At 41.9% G+C, this 26,029-nt stretch carries 22 protein-coding genes; 5 read left to right on the forward strand and 17 right to left on the reverse strand.

Annotated features, from left to right (window positions below; translation table 11 throughout):
- Positions 1-545: 545 nt before the first annotated feature.
- The 8 genes from VEJY3_RS22995 to VEJY3_RS23030 all read right to left on the reverse strand — a co-directional run bounded on the left by VEJY3_RS22995 (position 546) and on the right by VEJY3_RS23030 (position 10,331).
- On the reverse strand, positions 546-1,259 hold the full coding sequence (locus VEJY3_RS22995; protein ID WP_041170437.1) for a ZIP family metal transporter: 714 nt from the start codon (positions 1,257-1,259) through the stop codon (positions 546-548).
- 138 nt (positions 1,260-1,397) lie between these two features.
- Complete coding sequence (locus VEJY3_RS23000; RefSeq protein WP_014234830.1) at positions 1,398-1,724, reverse strand: DUF1840 domain-containing protein; 327 nt, start codon at positions 1,722-1,724, stop codon at positions 1,398-1,400.
- A 1,599-nt stretch (positions 1,725-3,323) separates the two neighbouring features.
- Positions 3,324-3,926, reverse strand: coding sequence for a type I-F CRISPR-associated endoribonuclease Cas6/Csy4 (gene cas6f, locus VEJY3_RS23005; protein WP_014234831.1), 603 nt, complete (start codon positions 3,924-3,926; stop codon positions 3,324-3,326).
- An 11-nt stretch (positions 3,927-3,937) separates the two neighbouring features.
- On the reverse strand, positions 3,938-4,993 hold the full coding sequence (csy3, locus tag VEJY3_RS23010) for a type I-F CRISPR-associated protein Csy3 (RefSeq protein ID WP_014234832.1): 1,056 nt from the start codon (positions 4,991-4,993) through the stop codon (positions 3,938-3,940).
- Positions 4,994-4,996: 3 nt separating this feature from the next.
- Positions 4,997-7,096 (reverse strand): type I-F CRISPR-associated protein Csy2, encoded by a 2,100-nt coding sequence (locus tag VEJY3_RS23015; protein WP_014234833.1) that lies wholly within the window; start codon positions 7,094-7,096, stop codon positions 4,997-4,999.
- A gap of 18 nt (positions 7,097-7,114) precedes the next feature.
- Positions 7,115-8,326 carry a TniQ family protein gene (locus VEJY3_RS23020; RefSeq protein WP_014234834.1) on the reverse strand — a complete coding sequence of 404 codons (1,212 nt, stop codon included), beginning with the start codon at positions 8,324-8,326 and terminating at the stop codon, positions 7,115-7,117.
- An 83-nt stretch (positions 8,327-8,409) separates the two neighbouring features.
- Positions 8,410-9,795 carry a DEAD/DEAH box helicase gene (locus VEJY3_RS23025; RefSeq protein WP_014234835.1) on the reverse strand — a complete coding sequence of 462 codons (1,386 nt, stop codon included), beginning with the start codon at positions 9,793-9,795 and terminating at the stop codon, positions 8,410-8,412.
- Positions 9,789-10,331, reverse strand: coding sequence for a hypothetical protein (locus VEJY3_RS23030; RefSeq protein ID WP_041170438.1), 543 nt, complete (start codon positions 10,329-10,331; stop codon positions 9,789-9,791). The genes VEJY3_RS23025 and VEJY3_RS23030 overlap by 7 nt, the downstream gene beginning before the upstream one ends.
- 102 nt (positions 10,332-10,433) lie before the next feature.
- Between VEJY3_RS23030 and VEJY3_RS23035 the strand changes: the two genes are divergently transcribed.
- The gene (locus VEJY3_RS23035; protein ID WP_014234837.1) at positions 10,434-10,748 is read left to right on the forward strand and encodes a helix-turn-helix domain-containing protein; all 315 of its coding nucleotides are present in this window, start codon (positions 10,434-10,436) and stop codon (positions 10,746-10,748) included.
- Here the strand turns inward: VEJY3_RS23035 and VEJY3_RS23040 are convergent.
- The 4 genes from VEJY3_RS23040 to VEJY3_RS23055 all read right to left on the reverse strand — a co-directional run bounded on the left by VEJY3_RS23040 (position 10,745) and on the right by VEJY3_RS23055 (position 15,216).
- Positions 10,745-11,764 (reverse strand): TniB family NTP-binding protein, encoded by a 1,020-nt coding sequence (locus VEJY3_RS23040; RefSeq protein WP_014234838.1) that lies wholly within the window; start codon positions 11,762-11,764, stop codon positions 10,745-10,747. The two genes, VEJY3_RS23035 and VEJY3_RS23040, sit on opposite strands and share 4 nt — an antisense overlap.
- Positions 11,757-13,673 (reverse strand): Mu transposase C-terminal domain-containing protein, encoded by a 1,917-nt coding sequence (locus VEJY3_RS23045; RefSeq protein ID WP_014234839.1) that lies wholly within the window; start codon positions 13,671-13,673, stop codon positions 11,757-11,759. Before VEJY3_RS23045 ends, VEJY3_RS23040 begins: the two co-directional genes overlap by 8 nt.
- The gene (locus VEJY3_RS23050; protein WP_014234840.1) at positions 13,670-14,305 is read right to left on the reverse strand and encodes a TnsA endonuclease N-terminal domain-containing protein; all 636 of its coding nucleotides are present in this window, start codon (positions 14,303-14,305) and stop codon (positions 13,670-13,672) included. The genes VEJY3_RS23045 and VEJY3_RS23050 overlap by 4 nt, the downstream gene beginning before the upstream one ends.
- Before the next feature lie 122 nt (positions 14,306-14,427).
- A complete protein-coding gene (locus VEJY3_RS23055; RefSeq protein WP_014234841.1) occupies positions 14,428-15,216 on the reverse strand; it encodes a helix-turn-helix domain-containing protein in 789 nt (262 codons plus the stop codon).
- 98 nt (positions 15,217-15,314) lie between these two features.
- Between VEJY3_RS23055 and VEJY3_RS23060 the strand changes: the two genes are divergently transcribed.
- From VEJY3_RS23060 to VEJY3_RS23070, 3 genes are all read left to right on the forward strand, one after another.
- Positions 15,315-16,223 carry a DMT family transporter gene (locus VEJY3_RS23060; protein WP_014234842.1) on the forward strand — a complete coding sequence of 303 codons (909 nt, stop codon included), beginning with the start codon at positions 15,315-15,317 and terminating at the stop codon, positions 16,221-16,223.
- 670 nt (positions 16,224-16,893) lie between these two features.
- A complete protein-coding gene (locus VEJY3_RS23065; protein ID WP_237708189.1) occupies positions 16,894-18,144 on the forward strand; it encodes a diguanylate cyclase in 1,251 nt (416 codons plus the stop codon).
- A 139-nt stretch (positions 18,145-18,283) separates the two neighbouring features.
- Entirely contained in the window at positions 18,284-18,706 is a 423-nt protein-coding gene (locus VEJY3_RS23070; protein ID WP_014234844.1) for an Hsp20/alpha crystallin family protein, read from the forward strand.
- 76 nt (positions 18,707-18,782) lie between these two features.
- On the opposite strand, the gene VEJY3_RS23075 is transcribed toward VEJY3_RS23070, so the two are convergent.
- Positions 18,783-19,586, reverse strand: a complete 804-nt coding sequence (locus VEJY3_RS23075) for an alpha/beta hydrolase (protein WP_014234845.1) — start codon at positions 19,584-19,586, stop codon at positions 18,783-18,785.
- 30 nt (positions 19,587-19,616) lie between these two features.
- Positions 19,617-21,119 carry an NAD(P)/FAD-dependent oxidoreductase gene (locus VEJY3_RS23080; RefSeq protein ID WP_014234846.1) on the reverse strand — a complete coding sequence of 501 codons (1,503 nt, stop codon included), beginning with the start codon at positions 21,117-21,119 and terminating at the stop codon, positions 19,617-19,619.
- Positions 21,120-21,303: 184 nt separating this feature from the next.
- On the opposite strand from VEJY3_RS23080, the gene VEJY3_RS23085 reads away from it, so the two are divergent.
- Positions 21,304-22,335, forward strand: coding sequence for an AraC family transcriptional regulator (locus VEJY3_RS23085; protein WP_014234847.1), 1,032 nt, complete (start codon positions 21,304-21,306; stop codon positions 22,333-22,335).
- Between the two features lie 76 nt (positions 22,336-22,411).
- Here VEJY3_RS23085 and VEJY3_RS23090 read toward each other — a convergent pair whose 3' ends face one another.
- From VEJY3_RS23090 to VEJY3_RS23100, 3 genes are all read right to left on the reverse strand, one after another.
- Entirely contained in the window at positions 22,412-23,548 is a 1,137-nt protein-coding gene (locus tag VEJY3_RS23090) for a hypothetical protein (protein WP_014234848.1), read from the reverse strand.
- A 614-nt stretch (positions 23,549-24,162) separates the two neighbouring features.
- Positions 24,163-25,356 carry an amino acid aminotransferase gene (locus tag VEJY3_RS23095; protein ID WP_014234849.1) on the reverse strand — a complete coding sequence of 398 codons (1,194 nt, stop codon included), beginning with the start codon at positions 25,354-25,356 and terminating at the stop codon, positions 24,163-24,165.
- Positions 25,357-25,370: 14 nt separating this feature from the next.
- On the reverse strand, positions 25,371-25,973 hold the full coding sequence (locus VEJY3_RS23100; protein ID WP_014234850.1) for a YitT family protein: 603 nt from the start codon (positions 25,971-25,973) through the stop codon (positions 25,371-25,373).
- Positions 25,974-26,029 lie beyond the last annotated feature (56 nt).

Consider the following 26,029-nt stretch of genomic DNA (forward strand, 5'->3'; position numbering starts at 1 on the left):
ATAGGCAAGAATTTTTGACCTATATAAATTGAATGAGGTAGGAATCACTCAATCAACTCGAGGCAATTGTGCAGAATTTACCATTAATTATTGAGCGTTACCTTAAGGTGGGAAGTCTATCTCAACTTCTCATAAAATAGAATTCAACAACACGCATAACTCCTTTCTGTAGTATCTACAGTAGACCTTGAATAAGCTCTTTGTGTTACAAATACAACACGACGCATCATTATATGAAATTATACAAGTTCACCTATTTATTATAGGTTATATAGTCCCGTATGAAGGCAATTTTATTAGTTTTTCCATACTGCTATAACTTATACGCTGGAAAGAACGCTTTGAAAGGTTTAGAGGTATGAGCTTACCTGTTGAAAAAAGCTGAATAGCCACCAGTGTCGTAGTCGTAGCCACTTTTACAGTACACATTAGATCATAAGTAAGGAAAGCTTTGTATCTGCCCTAAGCAACGATACTAATCTACCTGAAGAATTGGAACCTTGTCATAGTTGAATCAATTCCAAAAATGACACTTCGTTATTCAATCATCTGATCACCATCACTCCAACCATGCCAAGCACAAAACCTAGCACCGCGCCCATCGGGGGCAACCAATGTTTTGCGAGTTTTACTCTTGGAGCGATATCTTGAAACACGGAATATAAAATACCTCCTGAAGCCACAAGCACAATCACAGCAATGGCAATAGCTTGGTTTTGCATCCACAAATAGCTGGACACCCCGCAAACAGGACCGAGAAATGCCATTAAAAAGAAAATGGCCATGATTTTTTTCGGACCAAAATGATAAGAGTTGTTTAACTCACGATATGCGTTAAAACCCTCTGGGATATTTTGCAATGTGATTAGCGCCGCAAGCAACACCGCATCTGTACTTCCGATTGCAAATGCAGTTCCAAGCGCCATGGATTCAGGGATGAAATCAAGGAGCATCGCAACGAGTTGACTAGCAGGTGTCTCAAATTTTAGAAGATACACGTCAAGCATCATGAAAATGACCCCACCAACCAGGAGGCAAGTCGATGCTATCAACGGGTCAAGCTTGGCAATACCATAAGGAACTAATACGAGAGCTACAGCAGACAATAGAGCACCACCACCAAATGCTGTGATGCTGTGACTGAACTCGGCCTCGAACAATCGTGACTTAAATTTTCCGATGCTGGCCAGAAGCGCGCCGAAAGGCATAGCTAGTCCCGCTGCCAATGTGAGCCCAACAAGAATTACGAGGTTATTCACGTGATGTACCGCATAGACATAATGCTTCCCTACACTGCGTAAGCTTCCTGGACAAGTCGTGGTGTAGACGGTTAGGGAAAGCCATTAAATGCATAATATGTAAATTAGACAAATACCCTAGTATGTCTGAAGCAAATGTTATGGGGTATCCCACATTACGTCACATTGAGCATCTATCGCAGACTTTAATAGTTCTATTAATGGAACAGCGCGGAGATTGAGGCTTACTACCTGTTCAGATAGAGCTTCCTCTTCATCATCTCCAGTGGCAGAGGTGTTTTTTTGAGCCGCTGTACTTTCTGCAGCGAGTGAAAACGTTAATTTAGAAAGTGCTTCAGGGATATCTGGGGAAAGAATAGCACCGGGTACTGTACCACTATGACCCATCATCTTTATCAGTTGCAGCCCAATGCCACCGAACATTGTGACGTTAGCATGGCTTTTGCAGCGAAATGTAATAAGCATGTACAGCTCCTGTTTTTACTTGATTCTTTTGAAAAGAATTACGCTCTTATCCTAGGTAAAGTCAACGGTGACGACTGATCCTGCTCTATCCAAAGTAGAGTCGCGAAGTAGTATCGAAGGTAAAACCTAAATCATCGTCGGTTTATTCATTCTCTATTATCGGCTTTCCACCCGAAATGATGAATCTTAGATAGTACTTTTGTAAAGGGGTAGGTAGTATTCCCGCTATCCGCTTTTTCTAGCACTTTTTAAGTGATTGATTATCAATGATGAACAACCACCTACCAATAAATGGCGTCATGTAGATGGCATTTGTTACCAGTGATTGCGTTTTCTTACGTTGACCCAAACAGTATAGTCGGACTCAGTATTTAAAAATGCTTTTCTCGCTTGCATTGATGTTCTTCCGACTAGTGGTGCTTTTAAGTAGTTCATTGCTCCAGTTTGCGCCTCCGTTCATAGGAATGAGAAATGCAAGTCAAATCATCAAAGTTACTGGGTGTTGTTACATTTTTAACATTTAATCTAGAAGATTAAAATGAATCGTAACTTATTTGGCAGACACATTTGAATAAGATAATTTTTGCATACGATGGGATTCACGAGCAGCTTGTTTGTTAGCTCTATCTATTGCTTTAACAACCTTTATTGCCGTTCGTAAACCACTACCTCGTCTAGCCAATGATTTCTCCTTTAATGTGTTGTAATGCATGACTTTTTGGATGCTAGCACAATCGAATATGTGCAACTGATGCACATATCAAATAGATGGCATATTTTTAGGGTTTATAGGGTGTAAAAGGGATTACTTTTAGTAGGTCAAACACATGGAGCATCAGTCGTATAGAGTACTGGCTCTAAACGATTTTGGGGCATAAGTTTGCTAGCCTGAAATTCTGTGTGGTGTGATCACCAAGCGATTCTGTCGTACCTTAACTACCAACCGATTTTGTCGGTGAACTAATTACCAAGGGAAAATGACGGATCCATTTCTATACCTAACCCTTTGAATAGGTCAACTCACCATTCAGGGGTTAGTAAGGATGATCATCATGGACTCTCGCTCCCAGCTTACTGTTGATGTGATCGCTAAAGTCACTCAAGGTAAGATCAGCTTTAACAGTGCTTTCAAGTTCAGGCGTACGAAATGAGTGTTCTCAATCACCGAAATACGCACTTGGTTAGTTATCCATTCAAATGAACGTTTTATAATTTACATGCATTCTGATACGCTGAAAATACTGATTTGGTTGTAACCGTTAACGGTTTAGCTGTTTGAGATCCGAGAAACAAAAAAGGCAGAACCACTATATCTGCCTTATAAATGGTAAAATTCAAACTACCTATTCGGCAGGGTTTTACCTGAGTATTTTTTTAACATTTTCTTAGCTGCCTACTCGGCAGGTCACATCCTATTACTAAGCGGGTAAGAAAACACCGATTTCTTAGCTGCCTACTCGGCAGGTCACTATAAATTCTAGACTATAAGTTAATGATTTTCCTATTAGAACAAACAACAATTCGTATATTACCCTTTTCTTGCCTCTTATTGTAACCCACTGTTTTATCTTAAAATAAATGGGAACTTCAAAAAGATGGTCAAATATACAGCGCAGGGACCGTCCCTCTTTTTTCTTGCTTTGTCGCTAAGCCATAGCTACTAAAATCTTGCTGCCCTCTTGATTCGACGCGTTCTTTTTGAATATGTAATATATAATCCTGGCCAGATGAGCCACTAGAAATTGGAATGCGGTGATAATGTTCCACAACACGTTCCTCAACAGCAACCGGGGTATGCTCAAAATCCAATAATTCAGCTCTCGTCATGCTTCGTTTTATCCTTCGTTTTTTAGAAGCAATAAAACTCTTGCCAATCGCTTGATTTCTTACAAACCTCACTTCAGAAGACGATTTTGGAACCTCATCAACTTTCGAAAGTTCAAATACGCCTTCTTTTGTCATCCTGGAAAAGTAAGGTTGGAAAGCTAGCCCCAATAGCGCTTCTTTATCTTCCATAACAAAGGCGATCATGTCACCAACATCCTTCGAATTCCAGCGAGGAAAACAAACTCCCACTTTATTTTTCACCTCAGGATTGTTAACTGAAAACAAGTGCATCTGGTATATACAGCGACCAGCCAAGAGTCCAAAATCCGCATATGATGGAACATAGCGAATCGAAAAGTAATATCTTCTTTCCATCAGTATCCCCCTCATTTAGATTTAGATTTGGATTTAGATTTGGTTTTCGAGCAATTGAATAAACCACCTTTAATAAGCACCGACAAAATAAAATGAACATCATTAGGTATCGATTTAGATTTATCCATCTCTTCTATCCACTTTTCAGTACGACGAATCAACTGATAAAAATCGTTACCTAATAGTGAATGACGTCTTGCAATTACATATTCCCTGTCAGCCCCATACTCATTCACTCTTAACGGCTTATCTGCATTTTCATGCCACCAATCATCGATTGACTGTAATGCTGCACCAATTTTTTGAGCATGAAATGCAGCTGTCTCTTGTTCATAGTTCAAAGGCACCTTAGCTAACTGCCTTGTGGGAATTCCCTCTTGTTTAACATCTATAAACTCTTGGCTTGGATAGACCTCATCCCCTCGTCCGACTGACATTACAGCTTTCACGTCCATATAGAAGCATTGAGATCTGTCAGACAATGCTCTCGACAAATAGCTCGTTAATTGTTCTAGGCTTTGTGTTGATTGCTCATCCCAGTGACCATACCAAGAAAGCTTTGTTGCATCATAGACTTCAATGGATTCACCATCACTCGTCATCACTTGGATTGTAACTCCACGGCAATCTTTATTTCTCCATAACCAACTCCCGAGCAGTATATTTTTCGCATAACGATAAGCAAGTTCTTGATAACCGTTCAGCTCTTTATAAACTTTGGCAAGCGACATTAATTGCTCGCGCACTTTTTCATCACTACATACATCAGGATGTAACGAGTTAGCTCTGATTCGAAGTGAAAACTCACAGATGATTTCATTGGTCAATGGTGGAACATAGCATTCTTCAATAAATTGAGGATTGGAATAAGATAAGTCCTGAGGTGCAACATTTTTTTTGACAAATGAACTACCTTGATAAGCTTCCGCATACCCGCCTTTTGGTGCCCGTATGTGAGTTTTATCAATCGCTAAAGGGCACCTATCTCCATTCGAAGCCAAGTAGTAAAAATACGCTTTCCCTGGAGAGATAGACCGCAAATAATTGAGTTGACGACACAGTTCCATACCCTATTCCTTGTATTTTTTTACAAGAATAGTTGTTGAACTGCATTCTAGCGACCAAAAAGCCTCCTGAAAAAACTGTTTGCTTCCGGCAAAACGCATCTCTATAGGAATAACCTGTTTAGCTACAGTCAATGTATTTTCGGCATAAGTGTGTAACGCAGTGAGGGCATTATTTCGATGTATAGGAATCTCTAAAAAGTGGTATCCATTTGAGACTGGTAGACAGCCACTATTCTGATCCAAAGTCGATTCCAATTCATCAAAACTATCAGGTTGCAGCTCACAGGGGTATAACCACCGTCCATAAGCTGGTAAGCCCTTTAATGCATGAAACAAACTAGATTGACTATCGAACGTTCTCAGCCAGTCGATTTTTGATGAGATGAGAGGTTGGAACAAAGAGCCTCCGGCCAAAGAAAGCGGGAGTACAGACTTAAGTGCTGCGCGGTAATCCGATAATCTGCCATTGCTTTTTACGCATATAACTAAATCTATTTCTAAGTCAGCAAACCTATCAGTTCGAATCGTTGGACGCTTTGCATTTGAAAGGGTTCGGACTTTTTCTACTGAATTGGGCTCCGTCAACTTCGCGCCCACAGTAATGCTTTGACTTCGCACATATATCGAAAAGCCGGCAAACTCATAAAACACATCACTGTTAATCGATCTATTGAACTCTCTTTGATAGTGATGAACAAAGCCCCAAATAGCCGTTAGTGATGGAACACCACATAAGTATGGACAACTCATCGCCAGGGAGTCTTGCACCCGCAGTGAAGAAAGGTAGATATACTGTTCACCCTGGCCACTAACTTCATCTTCCTGAGGCTTGCTCAGTTTGTTAAGAACCCAAACTATCTGAGATTTAACAACTTGTAGCAGTTTAGGATGATAAGCAAATTTTCTGGTAAATTTATTCTCTTGAAATACATAATGTAAGCGCTGATTGAACTGGCTTACCAGCACGGGTAGATCTGATTCAGATAGCGTTAGAAAGTCTTGAACCAAGCTTTCATGCTCCTCAATAACGCCCTCTCGTTCATCGCTATCGAAACGATCGCGCAGTTCAATTAACGGTAGCATCCACAAGGCAACCTGCTTTCTCAAAATTCTACTTTGATCTTTTCGCGATTTAATTCTTCGTTTGTGTGTTGTAGATGTTTCTGTTCCAGTCAAACGACTTAGAACTTTACATATTCTTTCATTCGTTAGCTGGAAATCATCAAAATACCGACCACTCGCTAACCTGCTGTCGGCTAGTGTTTTTCTTAATGTTGACCTATTTGTCGATGACGGCACATCTAATGGGTAATTCAGTACTTGCATGTTACCACCCACACTACCACATAAATTCCCGATACTTGCTGAGTTAGGGAATGACAAAGTCACAAACTTGAGATGACTCTCTGCGTTTCTATAACGATGTTCCAATTCCCGTTGCATCGCATGGCTCACAACGGGAGTAACCGATAAATAATCTCCGTTCCAAGGGAAACGCAGCTGCTTAGAGTACGAATCAACATAGCGAGGAAACGATTGTGAGGAAAGCTGCAACTCAATTTCGGTTCTAAGGAGTTCAAGCGACTTTTCGCGCAAACCAAAGGCCCTCAGCAAGTCTAGCCAAATTGGGTTTTGTTGCTCTATTAAGGTAAGAATATTGGTGGGTTGAGACTGCCAAATAAAAGAATTCAGCAACCAAATCGTGTAGCGATAAGCAGCCGAATTATGCGCCCAGCCTAAGATTGGCTTCAACGTAGCACTTGAAATGAAAACGTCATCTGCAGGAAGAGGTTCACCAATAATCTTCTGCTTACTTACTCGGCAATCTGGGTATTTTAGGTTATGGGTGTGGAACCATTGTACCTCTGCCAGCGAGGCTGTTAGGTTGTCTTGCTCTGTGAGATAATCTAGCGCTCGTTCATCATCCAGCCAGTTAATATGCTTCGTTCCTTTGGGGTAGTAACTTAAGTTAAGCAGTATGATTAAAGCTTCTTTTTCACAGCCATCAATTTCGATATCTTCACTATAAGGCATGAATACTTTTTTGAACGTCGTCTGCTTGAGCACTTCATCTTCAATTCGCAATACATCACTTAGCTTCATCGTTATTACTTTCCTGAATTACCAGTTCGAGAGATAGACACTAAGGCCATCACTCTCGGAACACATACGAACCAACTTTGTCTCTATCATTCCTCTCAAAGTAAATACTGGTTCGTGGCGAGCTAGTTTAGTGTGTATTTTCGGTCGAAATGCTGCTTGAATCTCACCGAAATTATACAAACGATATACTTCATCTGTACTACATGAAAGCAACGTAGACGCTTCAAACGGGCTCAACAAAACATCTGCGATATTTCCTTTAGGCGACGAGGAACTGTCGGCAACTAAACGAGTGAGATAATGTAAAATCTCAACTAACACAATATTCTTACTTAACTGGCGACTTGGGAGTTCGCGGCACTCTTTCAACAATTCCCCAAACACTTCTCTGAAAAATACCTTTCTCCATTGCTTCACTCGAATTACATCAGCTTTATCTACCAGCTTATCCAGTTCGTGGTGTAATGGTTTTGGCCACTCTGCACAATATTTTACAAAGGCATGAAAGCTGATATCTTCTAGATCGCCATAGCGGTTCACGTACCAAAGCAAAAAACCATAGCGCTCTGAGGTTGTCATATCTTTGCTCATGACGCCCTCTTCCATAGGTGACTTTCCGGCTAGCCAGCGAGCTACCATCAACTCGCTTTCAAACGATACTTTTGCCTCAGCTTCGGCAAGGTTAGAACCACATTCACAATATTGAATGCGCTCTGAATTCTGATACTCAAGTCGGCAACCGCATTCTGGGCATTGATGGAGCAACTTGCAGCCGTGCTCCGCACATGATTGAACAGGTATAAACTGCCAATTCTGTCGTATATACGGCGCATCACCCAAACACATAGGACAAATTGGTGTAAATCTCTTTCTCAGAAAGGAAAAGGGATAATCCATACCGAAACGATGCACAGCTTTGAATTTTGGTGAAAAATTGGCTTTTGAGTGCATTAAGGCCAAACGTAAAACACCAAAGTCGTTGAGTTTAATTCGGCGTTCTAGGTCAATGAGGACACGCGCTCTCATTTCGCTGGTTGTATGCCCGTGATAAATGTTGATGCAATTAAGCTCTAGTGGGAAAGCACCTGACATCGCCTCATTTTCATTAAGTGTTTGATACCAGATGTCTTCTGCAAAATGGGAAAATCGCTCGTACCCTTGCTCTTGCGATAGTCGCAACAGAAAGCTTTCGAGCGATTCATCAGGGTATAGTTGAATATTTGTAATCACAAGCCACCACTAAAACTTAGAATAACTAAGTTTTAGTATTGCTGATGAGGTGTATAAATCAAGGTGAATAATATTTTTCTTGATTACATAAAGGCAGCAAGAACTCTTTGTTTAAAATCACCTAAATGCAGTTCATCGTAACCCACGACTGGAAGGGTGGCCGTATTAGAAAAAGGGCTAATCCTGGACCAATTGATACTGGATATAGCCTCCTTAGGCTCCAAGGTCTTATCGACTAAACGCTCTGTAGAAATAGCGTTCATTTCTTGTTTATTATATTCCTCACTGCACTTGTTAAGTTTGATTAACTGGCATGACTCTGGAATGTCTTGTTCAATCCTTTCAGCAAACCCAATTAAGCTCTCCTCGGCAAAGGTATAAAGCCAGGCTTCTTGGTTCGGCGAGTCATTGATTCTAAGTATTCGTCCTAATACCTGTCTAAAATAGAGCTCTGTTTTAACCGCACTCATATGACAACATACTTGTAATCTAGGGATATCGGTTCCTTCACTTATCATCCCCACACTGACTATCCACTGTGTATCTGAATGCCGAAATGATTCAATTTCCTGTAGCGGGTTGTTAAGGTGATAAGTAACAACGCAGGCTGATTGATTGAAGCGTTCAATAAGTCTCTGCTGAATATCTTTCGCATGTCTAACCGAAGCAGCAACAACTAACCCACCTGCATTTGGTGATTCTTTTCTTACCTGTGCTAACTTTTTGCAGCCACTCTCCAAAATATAGTTCATGGCATCTTCATTGTGGATGACACTCTGGTAAGAAACATCTGATTGTTTAAGGCAATCCAAAATGGAGGTAAAGTGCTGATTTGTACTCCCCTTAGAAATACTCAGATGCTCATTGTCTATTAATACAATTTGAGGACGACGACATACCCTGTCCTCAACAGCCTGTTTTAATCCATACTGATAATCACAAATAACCATTCCATCTGGGTCAGAATACTCAGCCATTACAATGGGTGACTGATCTGATCGCCAGGGTGTTCCAGATAACGCCAGTGTATATTGTGCAAGCCCTTGGAGTTTACTTATAATTTCTAACCCCCACGAATTAGAACGACCGTCTTCATCAAATGAACAATGATGAATCTCGTCAAATACGACTAGCACTCGATATTTTCTGACCGTTTTCCAAAAACTTTCACCCAAAAATCGGATGGATTGGTACGTATAAGATCCCCCCAAAGAGCCCAACCCTCCGTTGAAAGAACATTCTAACTTCCAAGAAAATGTACTTCTCATTCCTTGAGCAACTGAGAGGGATGGCGAAAAACAAAGAACCAAATCGATCATGTCATTTTCAAATAAGCACTTTGCAACCTCTGCGGCCATAACTGTTTTGCCAGCTCCAGGAGTCGCTTGACAGAAGAAATGGGAATGGCTGGCTGACGTAAACTTTTTCAGAACTTGAGTTACACACTCGCTTTGCCAAACCCTTAGCATTTTTGCGCCTTATCTTTTGCTATATGAACATAATTGTTCAATGCATTGATTTTACCCAATAGTTTCGCTGAGTGTTCTTTTGCAGCGTCATAGAGTGGTTGCAGATCTTTCTTGTTACTTGGAAACCGAGACAACAACGATTGATATTCTTCAATCTCGCCCAAAGTAATCGCTAACTCTCCTTTATACAGCTTCTTCTCTTTCACCAACGTATTTAGAGCAGATTCCGTTAGATTAGCCTTTGAATCCACTCTCCCATTTTTATCGCTGAGGGTTCGAGGCTCTACTGCTAACGCTTTAAATTCCGCAGTAAGGTGGTAACGTTTATCTCGGCGCAGCCCATCTGCTAGTAGCCATCCTTTGTTCTCAAATGATAGAAGTTGCCTATACACATACTTTCGAGCATCCTCTTTGCTTGGTAACAATACACCGCTTTCAAGTAACGCATCCCTAGCTTCTGTTACAGAGAAATCATCCATTCCTCTTTCAATCAATAAGTTAAACATGTGTGGGTTAATTTTGGTAATTCTGTTCATGTGGCTATAACAATCAATAAAAAACTTAGGATTGCTAAGTATACAAAAATCAGTAAAACTTAGACAATCTAAGTTATCGATAGGTTTGTTAGAAATGAGCAAGTGCAAAACCACAACCCAATCCCAGAGAGGCTCAAAGCTGCACGTAAAAAAGCCAAAATCACCCAAAAAGATCTAGGGGTGAGAATAGGCATGGAAGAAAGCTCGGCAAGTGGTCGCATGAACCACTATGAAAAAGGTCGTCATGTTCCCGATATAGGAACGTTAACCCGTATGGCTGAAGAGTTGGACGTACCGTTGAATTACTTTTTCTGTCGTAACGAATTAAGTGCAGAGCTGGCATGCTTAGTAGATAAACTAAGTGATGAGGATAAAGCGGCATTGATTGCGAAATTGGGGGGAAGTAGCGAGAGCTAGCGTTTACTGAGTAACTTATTGATAGGAATTTGCTGCAATGCTGTAAAAGCACGATCAAACCTCTCTCTTCTGCCAGTTTTATCATCTAGCTCAAAACGTGTGTACTGCTGAATCGTCTGAATTTGAATCATATTGACTTTTTCATCGAATGGATTTTCGCCTTCGACAGAAAACTTGGCAGCCTCTTGTAAATGATATCTCGTTAGTTCCTTTGCGCCTTCGTTAAGAGCTATTTCGAGAGCATCGGATAAAATATCTTTCAGTGCTCGCATTTCTCCCCTCGAGTAAGCCAGAAGTGGGAAACTGAACTCAGGAAGCTCTAATTGGGGTTGTTTATCTAATGGCATCAACTTTGATATCTCCATTAAACTCAGAGCAAATCGCTTCATCTCTTTTTTGTTATTACTACCATTCTCATTGATCACTTTGAAGTAAGGGATTTCTCGAACTAAACGTATTCTGGACTCCCACTGACTATCTCTGGTGATTTCTTTTGACCAAGGCATACCAACAAATATCATTGAGACAGAAGCTTCTTCGCTGATCATTTTCAATCGAATACTTATTTCTTTTTTGTCATCATTCGAACGAATTTCTACAAACTCTTGGCATTCATCAATAATCATAATGCCTATGTTTGCTTGTTTAAGTTCGCGGATAAGCATGTCGGTTAAGCCAATTTCAGATGCATTTTTTACAAATCGATTATTTCTCCGGAGAGGATTTAGAACATGAAGTGTCCAGCTAAGAGTCTCTTGCAGTGAAGGCCTCACTCTTGTTCTCAGTACCTTACGGCCTGTTTTGGATTTGCTCTCCTTAGTGAAATGCTCAAGTAATGCAGACTTACCTGCACCTGTATCTCCATAGATCAACATCGATGGTTTAAACCCTTCTCTTGCACTTTTGTTTCGTAGTTTTTCCAGATCACTAAGAATTGCATCGAATGGAGGAAACAGAGCAAAAGACTGATTAAAGTTGGAAACAAGACGTTGAACGTTCTCAGAGTTGCTAGTCATCACTTAAATCTCCGAGTATCGCCTCCCAATCATCCAAAAAATTGGCAATATCCTTTGGTTCTTCGGCGTTGCTTTTTCTCGATGACATTTTATCCAAAGCTGGTGACTTCGATTCAATAGCTGCACTGCTTAGTCCCGAATACTCAGCCATCTTTTTAATGTTTTTCGGCGGCTTACGCTTTCTCTTGAAAGAACGCAACTCTTCTGTTTCTTCTTCCATTCTCGCTGCCAAAGCTAGACGTGCTTTCGCAAGCGACAAGGTATCAACGTGCCCTTTGATATACTGTTTATGGGCTCGTTTGATAATAATGTGTTCATGAAGTGAAAGATGTTTTGTGTATCCTTCGGGGTCATCACAGGGAACTTTGATATAACCATTAAGTTCCTCCAAAAAGATAAAAATTCTCGACAGATCATCGGGGTCTACTTTGATGGTTTTTATCGCTGATTCTTTCGTCTGTGGGAACCTTGCTCGGTAATCGGCAAGGGCTTGACTACGATAAAATAAGTCTTCGTATTGAATACCTTTCTCCGTGAGTTTTCGCTTCACCAATATACCCATAATAATAGACAGTTGTTCGCTGTCTTTAATTGGGAGTCTAGCTGGAGGAAGTGTTTTGACGCCTTGGCTCCAATATAAGTTAGGCAAGCGATTGTTTCTCGAGTCAGGTTTGGCATTATGTACATCGATGATCCAACGATGAAGTTCTTCAACAAACGTAGAGAACTTCATTACAGCTTTATTGGCTGCATCATAGTCCCCCTTTTCAAGAACATTTGAAAACGTCTTTCCCGGAATAGTGGAGAGTAACGTTTTGTTTAGAATACCGAATGACCTTTCAATAAAGGGTTTTAACCAAGGCTTTTTGACTGGATTGTATTGAACAGCAATGTTGAGTTCTTTACAGGCATCGTCAATACTTTTCGACCAGAACTCAGCCCCATTGTCCATGACCAATTTTTCAATTTTTCCTTCACAAATCCATTCATTATTTAACTCTATAGGTAAATCTTTTACGTAATCTTTAGGCTTCATCGCATTTAACAATGCCTTTGCTACCGTTGCATAACCCGGTGCATGAAAACCAAGATGAAAGCCAATGATACAACCGCTAAATACATCGATAAGCATCGTCAAGCAGGGGCGTCCAATAGGAACAAGATACTCATCATGGAGTAACATCAAATCCAGTTGTGTATGATCAATTTCAACTCGCTCCAGAATACGTGTAGGCGGCTTGTGCTTAGCGTTGTGTCTGAACCAAAGATCAGCAAAATATTTTCCATGTCTTTGTAGAGCAACAGCATAGGGAGGGAGTTGTTTAAGTCGCCTTGAGAATGATTTGTAGCTAGCGCTAGGTATTTTACCCACAACAATTGATTCGTTAGCTACTTCAATTGAGTCACAGTAACGTTCATACGCACGGGTGATGTTCGGTCTTTCAGCCTCGAGCCAACTTTGCACGGCTAAATCAAAGTAATATTCATCACCTATGATCTTTGGTTTACGATTACCTTTAGCATAATTTCTAACAATAAGAGATTTTAAGTCGCCGTTACTCTTCTCATAACGTTCCCTCCAACGCTGAACCGTTCTTGGGCTAGGAGTTGGAATAGAAACGTCATTTTTGTACTTTTCAATTAACTTTTGTATCTGTTTAAATGGCCAAGGACCATCGAACTCTTTGCCAATAAGTGACAGAAGCTTAAATCGCTCTAAAGCTTCATTTTTAAGCTCTTCAGGAAAACTGTCTAAGTCTCGTTCGTAAACCGTTAAAGTATTTAGAGGGCGGTAACAAAGATCAGAAGAGTCTGTTGTAACATCACCAATATTTACATCTTGTACTAGACCACCTTCACCATTATTAGGCGGTTCACCTTTAGATTCGTCAACAAATGGACCACTCATACTTGTTCACTCACCCAAATTGCAGTTCTCTCATCGAACATGGATGTTTCAAAATGGGCAGAAACAAGGCCAAGGCTCATTAGCTCTAACAATTCTCTGTTCATAAAGCCTATGGACTTACCAAATATACCGGCGAGTTTTTCAGATGACGACAACCCTTGGTTTTGAATGACTTCTAAAAGTGATTGTTTGAAAGAACAAATGTGCTTTGAACCTGCATAACGGTGGATCAATTTAAGGTTATCTAAGATGAAGGCTTTGCGAATTTGTCTTTCTGTAACGAGATAAAGGGGAAATCCAATATCTTCACTACCTCTTTGCATTGCTTCGAAAACATGAAGATATTCAGGCGTAAGACATAACTTGGAATTTTTGACTTCTTGTAGGTATTTCTTACCATCATTCAGCGTTACAAGAAAGTCAGGAGTGTAGCTATGTGAACCATCTTCTAACTGGTATTCCAAGTAAAACGGCTGGCTCTCAAAAGATGCAACGTCAGGATGGTATTCAAGGTGAAAACAAGCATCAAATTCAAGTGATGATTCGCACATGATAATGGCTTTATTTTTCACACTAATGAACTTGAAGATATTTTTCTTAGCGTGTGGCTTATCTATGGTATGTGGGTACATGGCCTAGCCCTAAGTAGTAAATTTACAACCTAAAAGTAGACCATGACAACTTATCTGTCCAAAATGACAACTATTGTGTCTAAAATGTCATCTTATGGTTCCAGCCACACCAGCCACATCAGTTATAACAAACGATTCTTATATTGCTCCGGTGTCATGCCGGAGTATTTCTTAAACATTGCAATAAAAGGGCTCGCCTGATTGTAACCTAGGGTCAATGCGACTTCTTTTACCGTTTGTCCCTTGCGTAGCAGCTCCATAGAATGCAGGTAGCGGACACGTAATCGCCATTCTGTAAAACTCATCCCTAGTTCACTCTGGCAATGACGCGCTAGCGTTCTCTCGGTGGTGTGCACCTTTACGGCCCACTCTGCCAAACTGATTTCATCCGTGGGAGATTCTTCTACCGCTTTAAGGATAGGTTCCAGATACTTGTTATCGGTAGTCGGTAAGAAATGGTGCTCCACTTCTTGTTTTGCCAGTTGATCGAGAAGTACCTGCACTAGACGTTTGTCTTCATCACTATGCGCGACATTGATATCTCGTTGGCGAAAATCCTCAATAATCGCAGCTATGACTGGCGTAACCTTAATCAAACTGGTTTTGGTCGGGAAATGTGCCGTCAATTCCGGCGAAATATTTAGCGAGCAATACTCGATCGGTTTTCTGTTATAACTGGTATGACGAATTCCCGCAGGCACCCAGATAGCCAAGTGAGGTGGTGCTAAAAAGCGTGTGTCTTCTGCATCAATTTCTAAGATGCCGCCACTGATCAACTGTACCTGCCCCCAGGGATGGCTGTGAATTCGAGTCTCTGTATTCGACAAAAACGCTTCGAAATTCATAAATACATCGGATGGTGCCCTATCAATTGATAATGAAGGGTGGAGGTTTCGCGAACTCTTTTTCAAAATTGTCTTCCTATCGCTCACTATGTCTTTTAGGAGATACTTTTCATTATAAAGACCTGCCAGACTATCGTCATCAATTATTGTGCGATAGGATTTTTATGGTTTATTTACTTCCGTTTTTTACCGTCATGATTTGGGGTGGAAATGCTAACGTCAACAAAATGGCAGCCAGCGCAATTGAACCGAGTGCAATGAGTTTCTACCGCTGGTTTATCGCATTGCTGATACTGACACCGTTTTGTCTGCCAGCTGTGATTAAGCAGCGTCACGTTATTCGCCCTTATCTCAGCAAATTGGCTTGTCTTGCTCTGCTCGGTATGGTTTTAAACCAGTCACTTGGTTATTACGCTGGTTTAACGACCACGGCTTCTAACATGGCACTGATTACGTCATTGGTTCCGCTTATTAGCGTCTTTCTGAGTGTGCCTTTGTTAGGTAAGTCGATTTCTAAATTGAGTATCGTTGGCGGCTTAATTTCATTGTTAGGGTTAGCCTTTATGCTTGGCCACGGAGACATCACCTATTTCTTCCATCAGGACATGACTCAAGGTGACAGTTTGATGTTACTTGCCGCCTTGGTTTACGCAACTTACTGCGTGCTACTTAAACGCTGGAAGATGCCATTTAACAGCCTGACTTTGGTTTACATGCAAGGATTTTTCTCAGTGATCATGCTGGCACCATTGTGGTTGACCAGTGATCATCTTCTCCCTAGCCAAGAAGCGCTCCCGATGATTGCTTACGCAGGCATTGCAGCCTCAATTTTCGCTCCGCTAATGTGGGTGAAAGCGATAGATTTAATCGGTGCTGACTCCAGCGCCATGTTCATGAATTTAATGCCTGTGGTCGCAGTGGCGCTAGCATCGACATTACTAGGCGAACAAGTTCATCTCTACCATATTGTTGGCGGCTTATTTGTTATTTCCGGTGTTGTTCTCTCGCAGATCAAAGTGCGCCGTAAAAGCAGCAAACACACCCAAGAGTTATCTTCAGCGACCATTTCATAAACGAATTAGATTGTAGAGAAGTTCGTGCTGAACTGAGGGAGTAGCATTTAACCTTCGACGCGTAATAACAGAAGCGCCTAAAAGGGCTTTTTGATTCATCCTATCGCTAACATTGCAGCACAAACTTGAATGAATTGGACCATTATACACAGACTAATAAGAACGAGATTAGATAGCGCTCAACCACGGCTCTGGTGGGCGCTATGTTTGGGCACAAAAAGATGTGCTTTTCGGAAAACATAAACCTGATCGCAATCTAACAATATACTAAAAAACCTATTAAATTTACTAACATCTTTGTACTATGCCCCTACTGTCATAATCTATTTTTTAAAGTTTTAGAGGCTAGCGTTTGTCGCCACGAAATACGCCTAAATTTTCTCGGTTAACACCCCATAAATTAACCACCCGCTATGCTGCACTTGGCCTCTTTTTGGTCTCCTTATTCATTTTGCTCTTCGACAGCTATCACGAGCAGAAATCAACTATCCTTAACAACTATTCCACAACGTTTGAATCCAAAGTTCAGTCGAGTATTGGTGTATATCGCAAGTTTTCTCACTATGTCTTTAAACAAATCGAGAGAGATAAGGAAATCGTCCCTTTATTCGCGGCTGCAGCTTATTCTGGCGAAGAAGTTCGGGACAAAAACAGACAGAGGATCTACCAGTTGTTGAAAAAAGACTACGCCTTGTTAAAGGAGTACAATTTCAGGCAACTGCATTTTCACTTCAAAAATGGCGACAGTTTCTTAAGAGTTCATAAACCAGAAAAGTTTGGCGATAATCTATTCTCCATAAGAGAATCCGTCAGATTAGCGAATGTCGAAGAACGCTTTGTCGAAGGCTTCGAAGAAGGCCGGATATTTAATGGTTACCGATTCGTGTACCCAGTTGTCGATCACGATAAACAAGTTGGCACATTAGAAGTGTCTCTTTCCATGGGTAGCATCGTCGACTTACTGTTTGAATTGTACCCCGATGATGATTTCCATTTTATCATCAACAAATCGACCGTAGAGTCTAAGCTCTTCGACGACATGGCATACAATTATCTAAACAGCTTTTTATCCGATAACTACTATTTTGATAAAGCCGTATTCGAACAACATTTACCGAAAATAAAATACAGAGACTTGTTAGACAACGCGGACACGCTCAAAAAGTCTTTAAGCTCACTAACCCTATACGAACATAGCTTCTCCCACGATATTACTATCAGTGACAATACATACATACTGAGCTTTTTATCCATTAAAAATATCAAGGGTGAACATGTTGCGTACTTAATCTCTAGTACGCAAGACGCGAGGCTGAAAGAGCTTTGCAATAGCTATCTGATATACTTATTACTTATCTTGTTGGTTTCTGCCGTGACCGCTTGGAGCATATTCGCTAGCCACAGACATAATCAAAGACTCACTACTGCTTCGAATACCGACTTTCTTACTCAAGTATTCAACCGCAACAAGTTCACCGAGCACTTACAATATGAATTTGTACAGGGTAAAAACCTCACCTCTACTTTTAGCATCATCCTGTTTGATGTTGACCATTTCAAATCCATTAATGATCAGTTTGGGCATAATGTCGGTGATGTCTACCTCAAAGAATTGAGTGGGCTTGTGTCAAATCGAATAAGGCATAGTGATATTTTGGCACGATGGGGGGGCGAAGAGTTCATTATTCTACTGCCCAACACATCGGAAGATAACGGGGTGAAAGTGGCTGAGTCGATACGAAAAGAAACAGAGTCATTCCTATTCAGTCCGGGTCAACCACTTACAATCAGTCTGGGTGTGGCCGAATTACATCCAAGTGATAAGAACATAGATAGCATTGTAGACAGAGCAGATGAAGCGCTTTATACATCTAAAAGGCAGGGGCGAAATCAAACAACAAAATGGTCTGAGATTAAGTAGTAGGACGTTTTTTTGAGAGCTAAAAACCTCCCGCTGAATATTTGATATTTATCAAACAGAGCAGTAATTTTTCCTGAAAATTCGCACGCCCGAATTACACTTATAGTGATGTTAGGAAAGAGTGAATTAGGAGGTACTTATGAGCTTGGTTCCTCGTGATAGCTGGGCAGATTTCTCCCGGTTCATTGACAATTCATTTCCTGCATTGAGGACACGATTCGAAGAAGGGTCTTTTTCACCACGAGTTGATATCGTCGAGAAAGACCAAGCTTTCGAAGTCACTGCCGATTTGCCGGGAGTGAAAAAAGAAGATATCAAACTTAGCTGCCAGCAAGGTGTGTTATCCATCGAAGCCAGTATCGAAACTAAAAAAGAGACAGAAAAAGAAGGTAAAGTAGTCCACAGTGAACGCTACAGTGGCAAAATGTCTCGAAGTTTTACGCTCGGTAACAACATTAATGTCGAAGAAATTAGCGCTGATTTTTCCGACGGTGTTTTGACTGTCGTGGTACCTAAACTAGCCGGACACAGCGAAGAAGAACACAAGATTCCAATTCGCTAGCTAAGAGTAAACAAAATGCCCTCCTATAACAGGAGGGCATTTTTCAAACATGCAGTTCAATGTACAAACGCTGTATTTACGCGGCGATATGTATTTGTTCATCAAGCCAGTCAAAGATCACCGATGTAACGTGGGGTAAATTGCTTCCCCCTATTGTCCAGTGACATACCTCTGGTAATTCGACCAGAGTAGCCTGTTGCCCATACTTTTTCGCGATCTCGCGTTGCACCTTGATAGGCGTAATACGATCTGCGGTTCCGCCCAGTACCAGTATTGGGCACGTCACCTGCTTTGCATCAACCCGTGAAAAACCACTTTTGAAAAAGCCACCAACGCCAATCTGAAACGTTGCCATGCCCGACTCAAAGGTCATATTGTCTAGGATTTGCTCTTGAACAGAGTCACTTTGAGAGTTAGCAATGCCATAGCGGACATTACTCTCGCCAACTTCCGTGACTTTACGCCAAAGTGGAAATACCAATAAGTTGAGCCCAAATGTACGAATAACCGAGCAACTCCAACCATTAATGCCACCAGGAGAGGCAGATGAGAGCAGCACTAATTTACTGACTGGCACCCTAACCGCCACTAATTGTGCTAACAATCCTCCCATTGAATGCCCAACCAAAATAGGGGCAAGATCGTGCGACTTAACTCTGGCAACGATGAAATCCACGTAGTCTTGTAATGTAGTCGTAGCAAGTCGGCTTTTATCCGCTTGACTGTATTCGAGCTTGTTCTTGTGCTCAGGAAGACAAAGAGAATCCACCTCATAACCTTGCGCTTCAAAAGCCTGCTGTACTTCTGATAAGGTTTCTCCCGTACTCCACATTCCGGGAATAAGTACCACCGGCGGCTTAGTGCTATCAGGTATTTTCATATTCAAGTCCTTCACTTAAGGTAAGTCGTCTTATGCTGTCGCTTCAACTTCCTGAACCATTGCTTTATCTTGATTTACAGCAGGAGAAAACTGTAAAACGCCATCTTCGATAGGATCCTCAGTCAACGCTTTTTTGTCTTTTCCATAGTGCATAGTGACAACCCAAGGACCTTCTTTTCCTTGTCTCGGCATTCTTTCTTTGGCCCGCTCCATATAACCCGGCGCAAAGCCATCTAGCATGCTGACACCCGTGTTGGCATTATCGTTGTCCACTGGTCGAACAGCGGCAAAACCATGTTGTTCCATATGACTAAACAAGTGACACAAATAACGTCCGCCGATATCCGCTTTTAACGTCCATGGCGCATTAGTATAGCCAAATATCCAACCATAATTCGGCACCCCTTCAATCATGATCCCTTTATATATCATGCGATTCGGAACGTTGATTGGCTCGCCATTTAGCAAAAACTCCATGCCCCCCATTAACTGGATATCCAAACCTGTTGCGGTCACAATCACATCAGCCTCTAGGTACTGTCCAGATTTCAGCTTAATGCCTTTTTCCGTAAAGTGTTCGATATGATCAGTGACGATATTCGCCTTACCTGAACGCAAGGTTTTGAAAAAATCACCGTCTGGCGCTGCACACAAGCGCTGCTCCCATGGGTTGTAATTCGGCGTGAAGTGACTCATATCAAATTCGGGACCAACTTGCTTACGAACATGCGATAGCAACACTTTACGCATTCTTTCTGGCCATTTTCTACACGCCAGATACATACCTCGTTGCATGAGAATGTTGCGTTTTCTGATCAGATTGAATACCCACTTTTTCGGTAAAAAACGATTAAGGAAAACAGAAATATTATCCGTATTCGGAACCGCCATAATGTAGCTTGGCGAGCGCTGGAGCATAGTCACACCCGCAGCTTTTTCCGCCATACTTGGCAAAAGTGTTATGGCTGTTGCACCACTACCAATTACGACCACTTTCTTGTTCGAATAATCAAAATCCTCTGGCCAAAACTGAGGATGAACAATATCGCCCTTAAACGACTCCTCTCCTTCGAAATGTGGTCGATGCCCTTTATCAAAATTGTAGTAGCCAGCGCAGTTGATCAAAAACGAGCAAGTAAATGTTCTTTCCTCACCTGACGACTCGTGCGTAGCGGTCACAGTCCATCGCTGTTTAGCGTCAGACCAGTCTGCACAAGTGATTGCCAAACCGTATTGCACCTTGTCGTCAAAGCCAAACTCTTCAGCCGTTTCCGCAACATACTCCCGGATGCTTGTTCCTTCTGCCAGAACTTTATCGGAATACCAAGGTTTAAAGTCAAACCCGAAACTCGCCATATCTGAATCAGAACGAATTCCTGGGTAGCGAAATAAATCCCAGGTACCTCCCATTCGTTCCCTTCTTTCTAAAATCGCCAATGTTTTATCAGGGTGCTCAGAGGCTAGGTGGCAAGCGGTTCCAATCCCTGAAAGTCCGGCTCCGATGATGATAGTGTCGTAGTGCGCAGCGGTCATAACGTTTTCCTTTTGTCGTTATTATTGACTAAACATTGCTCAATATTTCAGAAAGTAAGGCAAACAATATTGATGAATGACGACTATTTTTTGATAAAACACGACAATGTTACTAAAATGTTAATTCCACATTTTTGACTGAACTGTATCAGCGATAGAATGGAAATATAGAGACAAGGGAGTCATGGTGCATATTCTAATTAGAGCGACAAACCTTCGCGGATACGACAATCTCACGCAATCTTTGGGTGGAGATCCTCTCTATCTGCTGTCGAAATATCACATCCCTAGTGCAGACAAACGGGATGAGGATTCCTTCCTCATCTTTCGTAATATGATTGCTTTGCTGGAAGACACGGTAACCGCTCTCAATTGCCCGGACTTCGGCCTGAGACTCGCTGAATATCAGGGTATGGGCATTCTTGGCCCGATTTCGGTGATTGCACGCAGTTCGGCGACGGTTGGTGATGCACTGGAAAATATTTCCAATTATTTACACCTGCATTGTTCAGCATTAACGACAAAACACATCGTTCAAACAAAGGGACAAGCCAGAACAATAAAGTTGGAATACTGCGTGCAGGGTCGTGGCATTGACTACTCTGTACAGTGCTATGAGCTGGGATTGGCGAATGCGATGCAGGTGATTAAGTTATTATGCGGAAACGACTTTAAACCCATCTCTGCGCACTTTATGCACTCTCGGCTGGGAGATGAGGCGTCGTATCAAAACGTATTTGGCTGTCCGGTCGAGTTTAATCAGAACTGGTGCGGATTTATTCTCCCAGAGTCGGCGTTCGCGACTCCACTATCCAGCGAAGATGAGCAAACCTGTAAACTGGCAAGGCACTACCTGGAATCACAACCCATTCCCTTTGCCAGTTCCGTTTCTGATGATGTAAGAAGACTCATTAGAGGTCTTCTTCCCACAGGCCAATGTAGCAGTGAAAACATCGCTTCTCACCTTTCTATGCACAAGCGAACACTGCAACGAAAACTCGCCCAAGAGAGTACTACCTACGAGCAAATATTAGTGAGTGAGCGGCAAGTTATCGTGACCAAGTATTTGAAAGATCCGAACCTTAAATTAAGTCAAATTAGCGGTCTACTAGGCTACTCAGAACAAGCCACATTTAACCGCGCCTGTCGGGTTTGGTTTGGAGTCACTCCGCGAGCTTACCGAGCCCAGCTTCTGGAAGAGCTTGATTTTAAATAGCTATCCGAACATAAAAGAAAAGTCATCCAACACATGCGTTGGATGACTTGGTATTTGTTTTGGCTAAACTAAATCTCTAATTAGTCTCAGCCTCTGCACTTGCAGTCGCACTGGCCGAAGCTTGAGAACAGTCTAAAGCAAGGCTACCACCTCCCACGACTTCCAATAAATCTTCGGTGCCAGGTAAATTCTCATAATGAACCATCATATTCATGTTAACGGAAGAACCACCTAAAGCGCTTGCAGAAGAGGTAGCGGCAGCTTGCGCATACGAAATGATCTCTTGAGTGGCATCTGCTATTCGTTGCGCGACATCAGCCGCAGAGTCAAAAGCGGTTACAATGGGTAACGAACCTGTCCCTAAAACAGGTAAGTCCCATTCAAAAGTAAGCTTGCCAGCGGCCTGTGCTTGAGCTGATGCTTCTGCCATGGCGTAAACGAATGATGTTGCCATCGCGTCAGCGTATACTTGCGCAAGAGCTGAAGTCTGAACATTGAATACAGTACCGCTTGCAACACCCAGTTGTGTTGTAAACTCTTCGATATTGGCTCCTTGTACGTAGAATGAAGATCCACTCGACGATATACCTCCGCCAGTTGCACTTGCAGAAGCAGAACTATCGCCATCCGCACTAGCTTCAGACTCTGCGACTGCTTCGCTCTCTGCTGAGCCTTCAACTCCGGCAACAGCTGATGCTGTCGCTTCGGTACCAATCTTAATGGTGATCTCTGTTACTACGAGATCAATATCCTCATTAATACCTTGGAATACACTCATGTAAGCTTGTGCAATCATCGTAGCTGCGGCTTCCGCTTCTGCACTAGTATAAGCAGAGGCCTCTGAATCCCCTTCTGTGTCGGACTCAGCCACTTGGGCAAAAAGAGTACCACTTCCCATACTCGCGTTTAACTCGACCTGGTGTACAGCGCCATTGTTTCCGTGCCTTGTTAAGTCTAGAGTCACGCCCCCAGAATAACTGATGTCGATATATGAAGAAGCCTCGGACATCGCGTAAGCTAAAGCATCAGCTGATACATCGCTATCAGAATCATTTGCCATGGCAGAAGTTGGATTTATGCATGTATCCGCTCCTAGAATACTCTCAGATACCGAAATCGTTGTACTACCATGCGTATTTTCTCCCGGCGGACCAGCCCATGCGCCAGTGCTCAACAGTGAACTTATTAAAACAAAAAGCATTGTCTTGTTCATAGCTGCTCTTCCTTGTTTTGTGGTGACTAAAATGGCTCGACATTGAACCATTTAATTTGTTAAGCATTTGTAAAAGTGTAGTGACCTATATGCATATGCATCAGATCAAATAGTAATAACAAGATGAAACTTACCGTCTCGTAAACGGTTAAATGTAAACATACGATGTGCTAGTCAGGAGAAGCGCTTCAATTCTCATAAAACAAAGAACACGATAGGATGGCATGCAAAAGTTTCAAGCCAAAGTAGCCGTTGGAGCAAACGAGGGTGGCTAATTGGTCAGATTCACCTTTAGCTGCAAAAGGTTAGTGAGATATTCATTAAAGTATGCCCCGAGTAGACGGCGATAAACCGGACCTAAAAGAGATAGATTTTTAACGATATGAGAAGGGTTTTGAACTCCAAAATTTTAGACTTTAAACTAATAGTAATTATTCTTTTTGGCTATATAGATGCTGATAGATTTATTAATATTACTTCATAAGCCCGAGATAACTATCTGAATTGTTTTCAGGCAAGGGTATCAGGGGATAATATACACTTCGCTAACAGCATAAAAAAACACCCAAGCAACTTAAGAGTACTTGGGTGTATATTCTTAATCTAATGTCTTATTAAACAGCAGCAAATGCTTCAGCAACTCGTGCAACATTTTGCTCGTTCAGACCCGCTAGACACATACGGCCACTGTTGATCAGATAGATACCGTGCTCTTCACGAAGCTTTTCAACGGTCGCTTGCGAGAAACCCGTGTAGCTGAACATGCCTTTTTGTTTGATTAGAAAGCTGAAGTCTTTTTCAGGACGTAACGCTTTTAGCTGTTCGTGCAAGGTTTCACGCATCGTCAGAATACGGCTACGCATGCCTTCTACTTCGCCAAACCACTGAGTTTTTAGTTCTTCCGTATTGAGCACGTTAGAAACCACAACCGCACCGTGTTTTGCCGGGCTTGAGTAATTACGGCGAACCGTCGCTTTTAACTGCCCAAGCACGCGGGATGCTTCTTCATCGTTACCACATACGACAGACAGGCCACCAACTCGCTCACCGTAAAGTGAGAAAGTTTTAGAAAATGAGTTACTTACAAAGCTCACTACGTCTTTTTCCAGAGAAATCTGACGAATAACGTAAGCGTCTTCAGCAATCCCTTCACCATATCCTTGATAAGCCATATCGAAAAATGGGATCAGCTTTTGTGCTTTAACCACTTCGAGCACTTTGTCCCATTGTTGATTAGTAAGATCAACGCCCGTAGGGTTATGACAACAAGGATGAAGCAGAACAATACTCTCTGCAGGTAGCGCTTCTAACTGAGAAACCATGCCATCGAAATCGAGCATTTTCGTTTCTGGGTTAAAGTACGGGTAAGTACCTACTTCGAATCCAGCACCTGCAAAAATGGCATTGTGGTTTTCCCATGTAGGATTGCTCACCCACACTTTCGAATTTGGGAAATAGTGATTAAGGAAATCCGCACCGATCATCAGCGCACCAGAACCACCGAGTGATTGAATCGTCGCTACTCGCTTTTCTTCCAACGCAGGGTGACTTTCACCAAAAACAAGAGCTTGAACCGCTTCACGATATGGTGCTAAGCCTTCCATTGGCAAGTAAATACAAGGCTGACTTTCTTCTGCGGCTAGCTGCTGCTGCGAAGTTGCAACAGATGGTAGCGTTGGAATTTTTCCATTTTCATCGTAGTACAGGCCGATACTTAAATTCACTTTTTCAGAACGTTCATCCGCCATAAATTGTTCCATCAGAGACAATATTGGGTCTCCGGCATAGGCTGTTACATGATTAAGCACTGAAATTCTCCTTGTTAATTATTAACTTGATAACGGTCTGCACGGTGATTTAAACCAATGATAAAGTTCAATATGACACCACAGAGTATTGATAGAGCCAGTTCGACATAACCGACAACGGATAGAGACACTAACATAATTGTCACATCTACGCCCATTAAGAACCAGCCTGCGCGTAAACCAATTTTGTCCTGAAGGTATAACGCTAGAATATTAAAGCCACCCAAGCTGGCTTTGTGACGAAATAAGATGATAAACCCAGTACCAAATAAAAACCCGCCAAAAATCGCCCCATATAGTGGGTGCACATTGCTGATTTCAACAAAGTTGGATTGTGTATTGGTGATAAATGAGACCAAACCGACTGCAGTAAAGGTTTTCAGGCAGAACAACCAACCCATACGACGGATAGCCAAATAGTAAAACGGTAGGTTTACCAAAAAGAAGATGGTGCCAAACTCTAATTGAAAGTTGTAGCTGAGGAACAGAGATAGTCCAGCAGTGCCGCCTGTCACCATTCCCACTTGTTTTAAAAACAACACGCCAAACGATACTAAGCTTGTTCCCATAAAAAGAGCGAACACGTCTTCAAACCACTTATGGCCTGTGTTCGTCATTGTCGCCTCTGACACCTTATTAATCCCTTAACTAACACTTACACCCCAGCAATCAA

Origin of the sequence: Vibrio sp. EJY3, assembly GCF_000241385.1 — a bacterium.
GTDB lineage: Bacteria > Pseudomonadota > Gammaproteobacteria > Enterobacterales > Vibrionaceae > Vibrio > Vibrio natriegens.

Coding starts and splice junctions, on each gene's coding strand:
- VEJY3_RS23000 (WP_014234830.1), bottom strand. CDS start 1,724: ATGCTTATTACATTTCGCTGCAAAAGCCATGCTAACGTCACAATGTTC.
- cas6f (WP_014234831.1), bottom strand. CDS start 3,926: ATGGAAAGAAGATATTACTTTTCGATTCGCTATGTTCCATCATATGCG.
- csy3 (WP_014234832.1), bottom strand. CDS start 4,993: ATGGAACTGTGTCGTCAACTCAATTATTTGCGGTCTATCTCTCCAGGG.
- VEJY3_RS23015 (WP_014234833.1), bottom strand. CDS start 7,096: ATGAAGCTAAGTGATGTATTGCGAATTGAAGATGAAGTGCTCAAGCAG.
- VEJY3_RS23025 (WP_014234835.1), bottom strand. CDS start 9,795: ATGCTAAGGGTTTGGCAAAGCGAGTGTGTAACTCAAGTTCTGAAAAAG.
- VEJY3_RS23030 (WP_041170438.1), bottom strand. CDS start 10,331: ATGAACAGAATTACCAAAATTAACCCACACATGTTTAACTTATTGATT.
- VEJY3_RS23040 (WP_014234838.1), bottom strand. CDS start 11,764: ATGACTAGCAACTCTGAGAACGTTCAACGTCTTGTTTCCAACTTTAAT.
- VEJY3_RS23045 (WP_014234839.1), bottom strand. CDS start 13,673: ATGAGTGGTCCATTTGTTGACGAATCTAAAGGTGAACCGCCTAATAAT.
- VEJY3_RS23050 (WP_014234840.1), bottom strand. CDS start 14,305: ATGTACCCACATACCATAGATAAGCCACACGCTAAGAAAAATATCTTC.
- VEJY3_RS23060 (WP_014234842.1), top strand. CDS start 15,315: ATGGTTTATTTACTTCCGTTTTTTACCGTCATGATTTGGGGTGGAAAT.
- VEJY3_RS23070 (WP_014234844.1), top strand. CDS start 18,284: ATGAGCTTGGTTCCTCGTGATAGCTGGGCAGATTTCTCCCGGTTCATT.
- VEJY3_RS23075 (WP_014234845.1), bottom strand. CDS start 19,586: ATGAAAATACCTGATAGCACTAAGCCGCCGGTGGTACTTATTCCCGGA.
- VEJY3_RS23080 (WP_014234846.1), bottom strand. CDS start 21,119: ATGACCGCTGCGCACTACGACACTATCATCATCGGAGCCGGACTTTCA.
- VEJY3_RS23085 (WP_014234847.1), top strand. CDS start 21,304: ATGGTGCATATTCTAATTAGAGCGACAAACCTTCGCGGATACGACAAT.
- VEJY3_RS23090 (WP_014234848.1), bottom strand. CDS start 23,548: ATGAACAAGACAATGCTTTTTGTTTTAATAAGTTCACTGTTGAGCACT.
- VEJY3_RS23100 (WP_014234850.1), bottom strand. CDS start 25,973: ATGACGAACACAGGCCATAAGTGGTTTGAAGACGTGTTCGCTCTTTTT.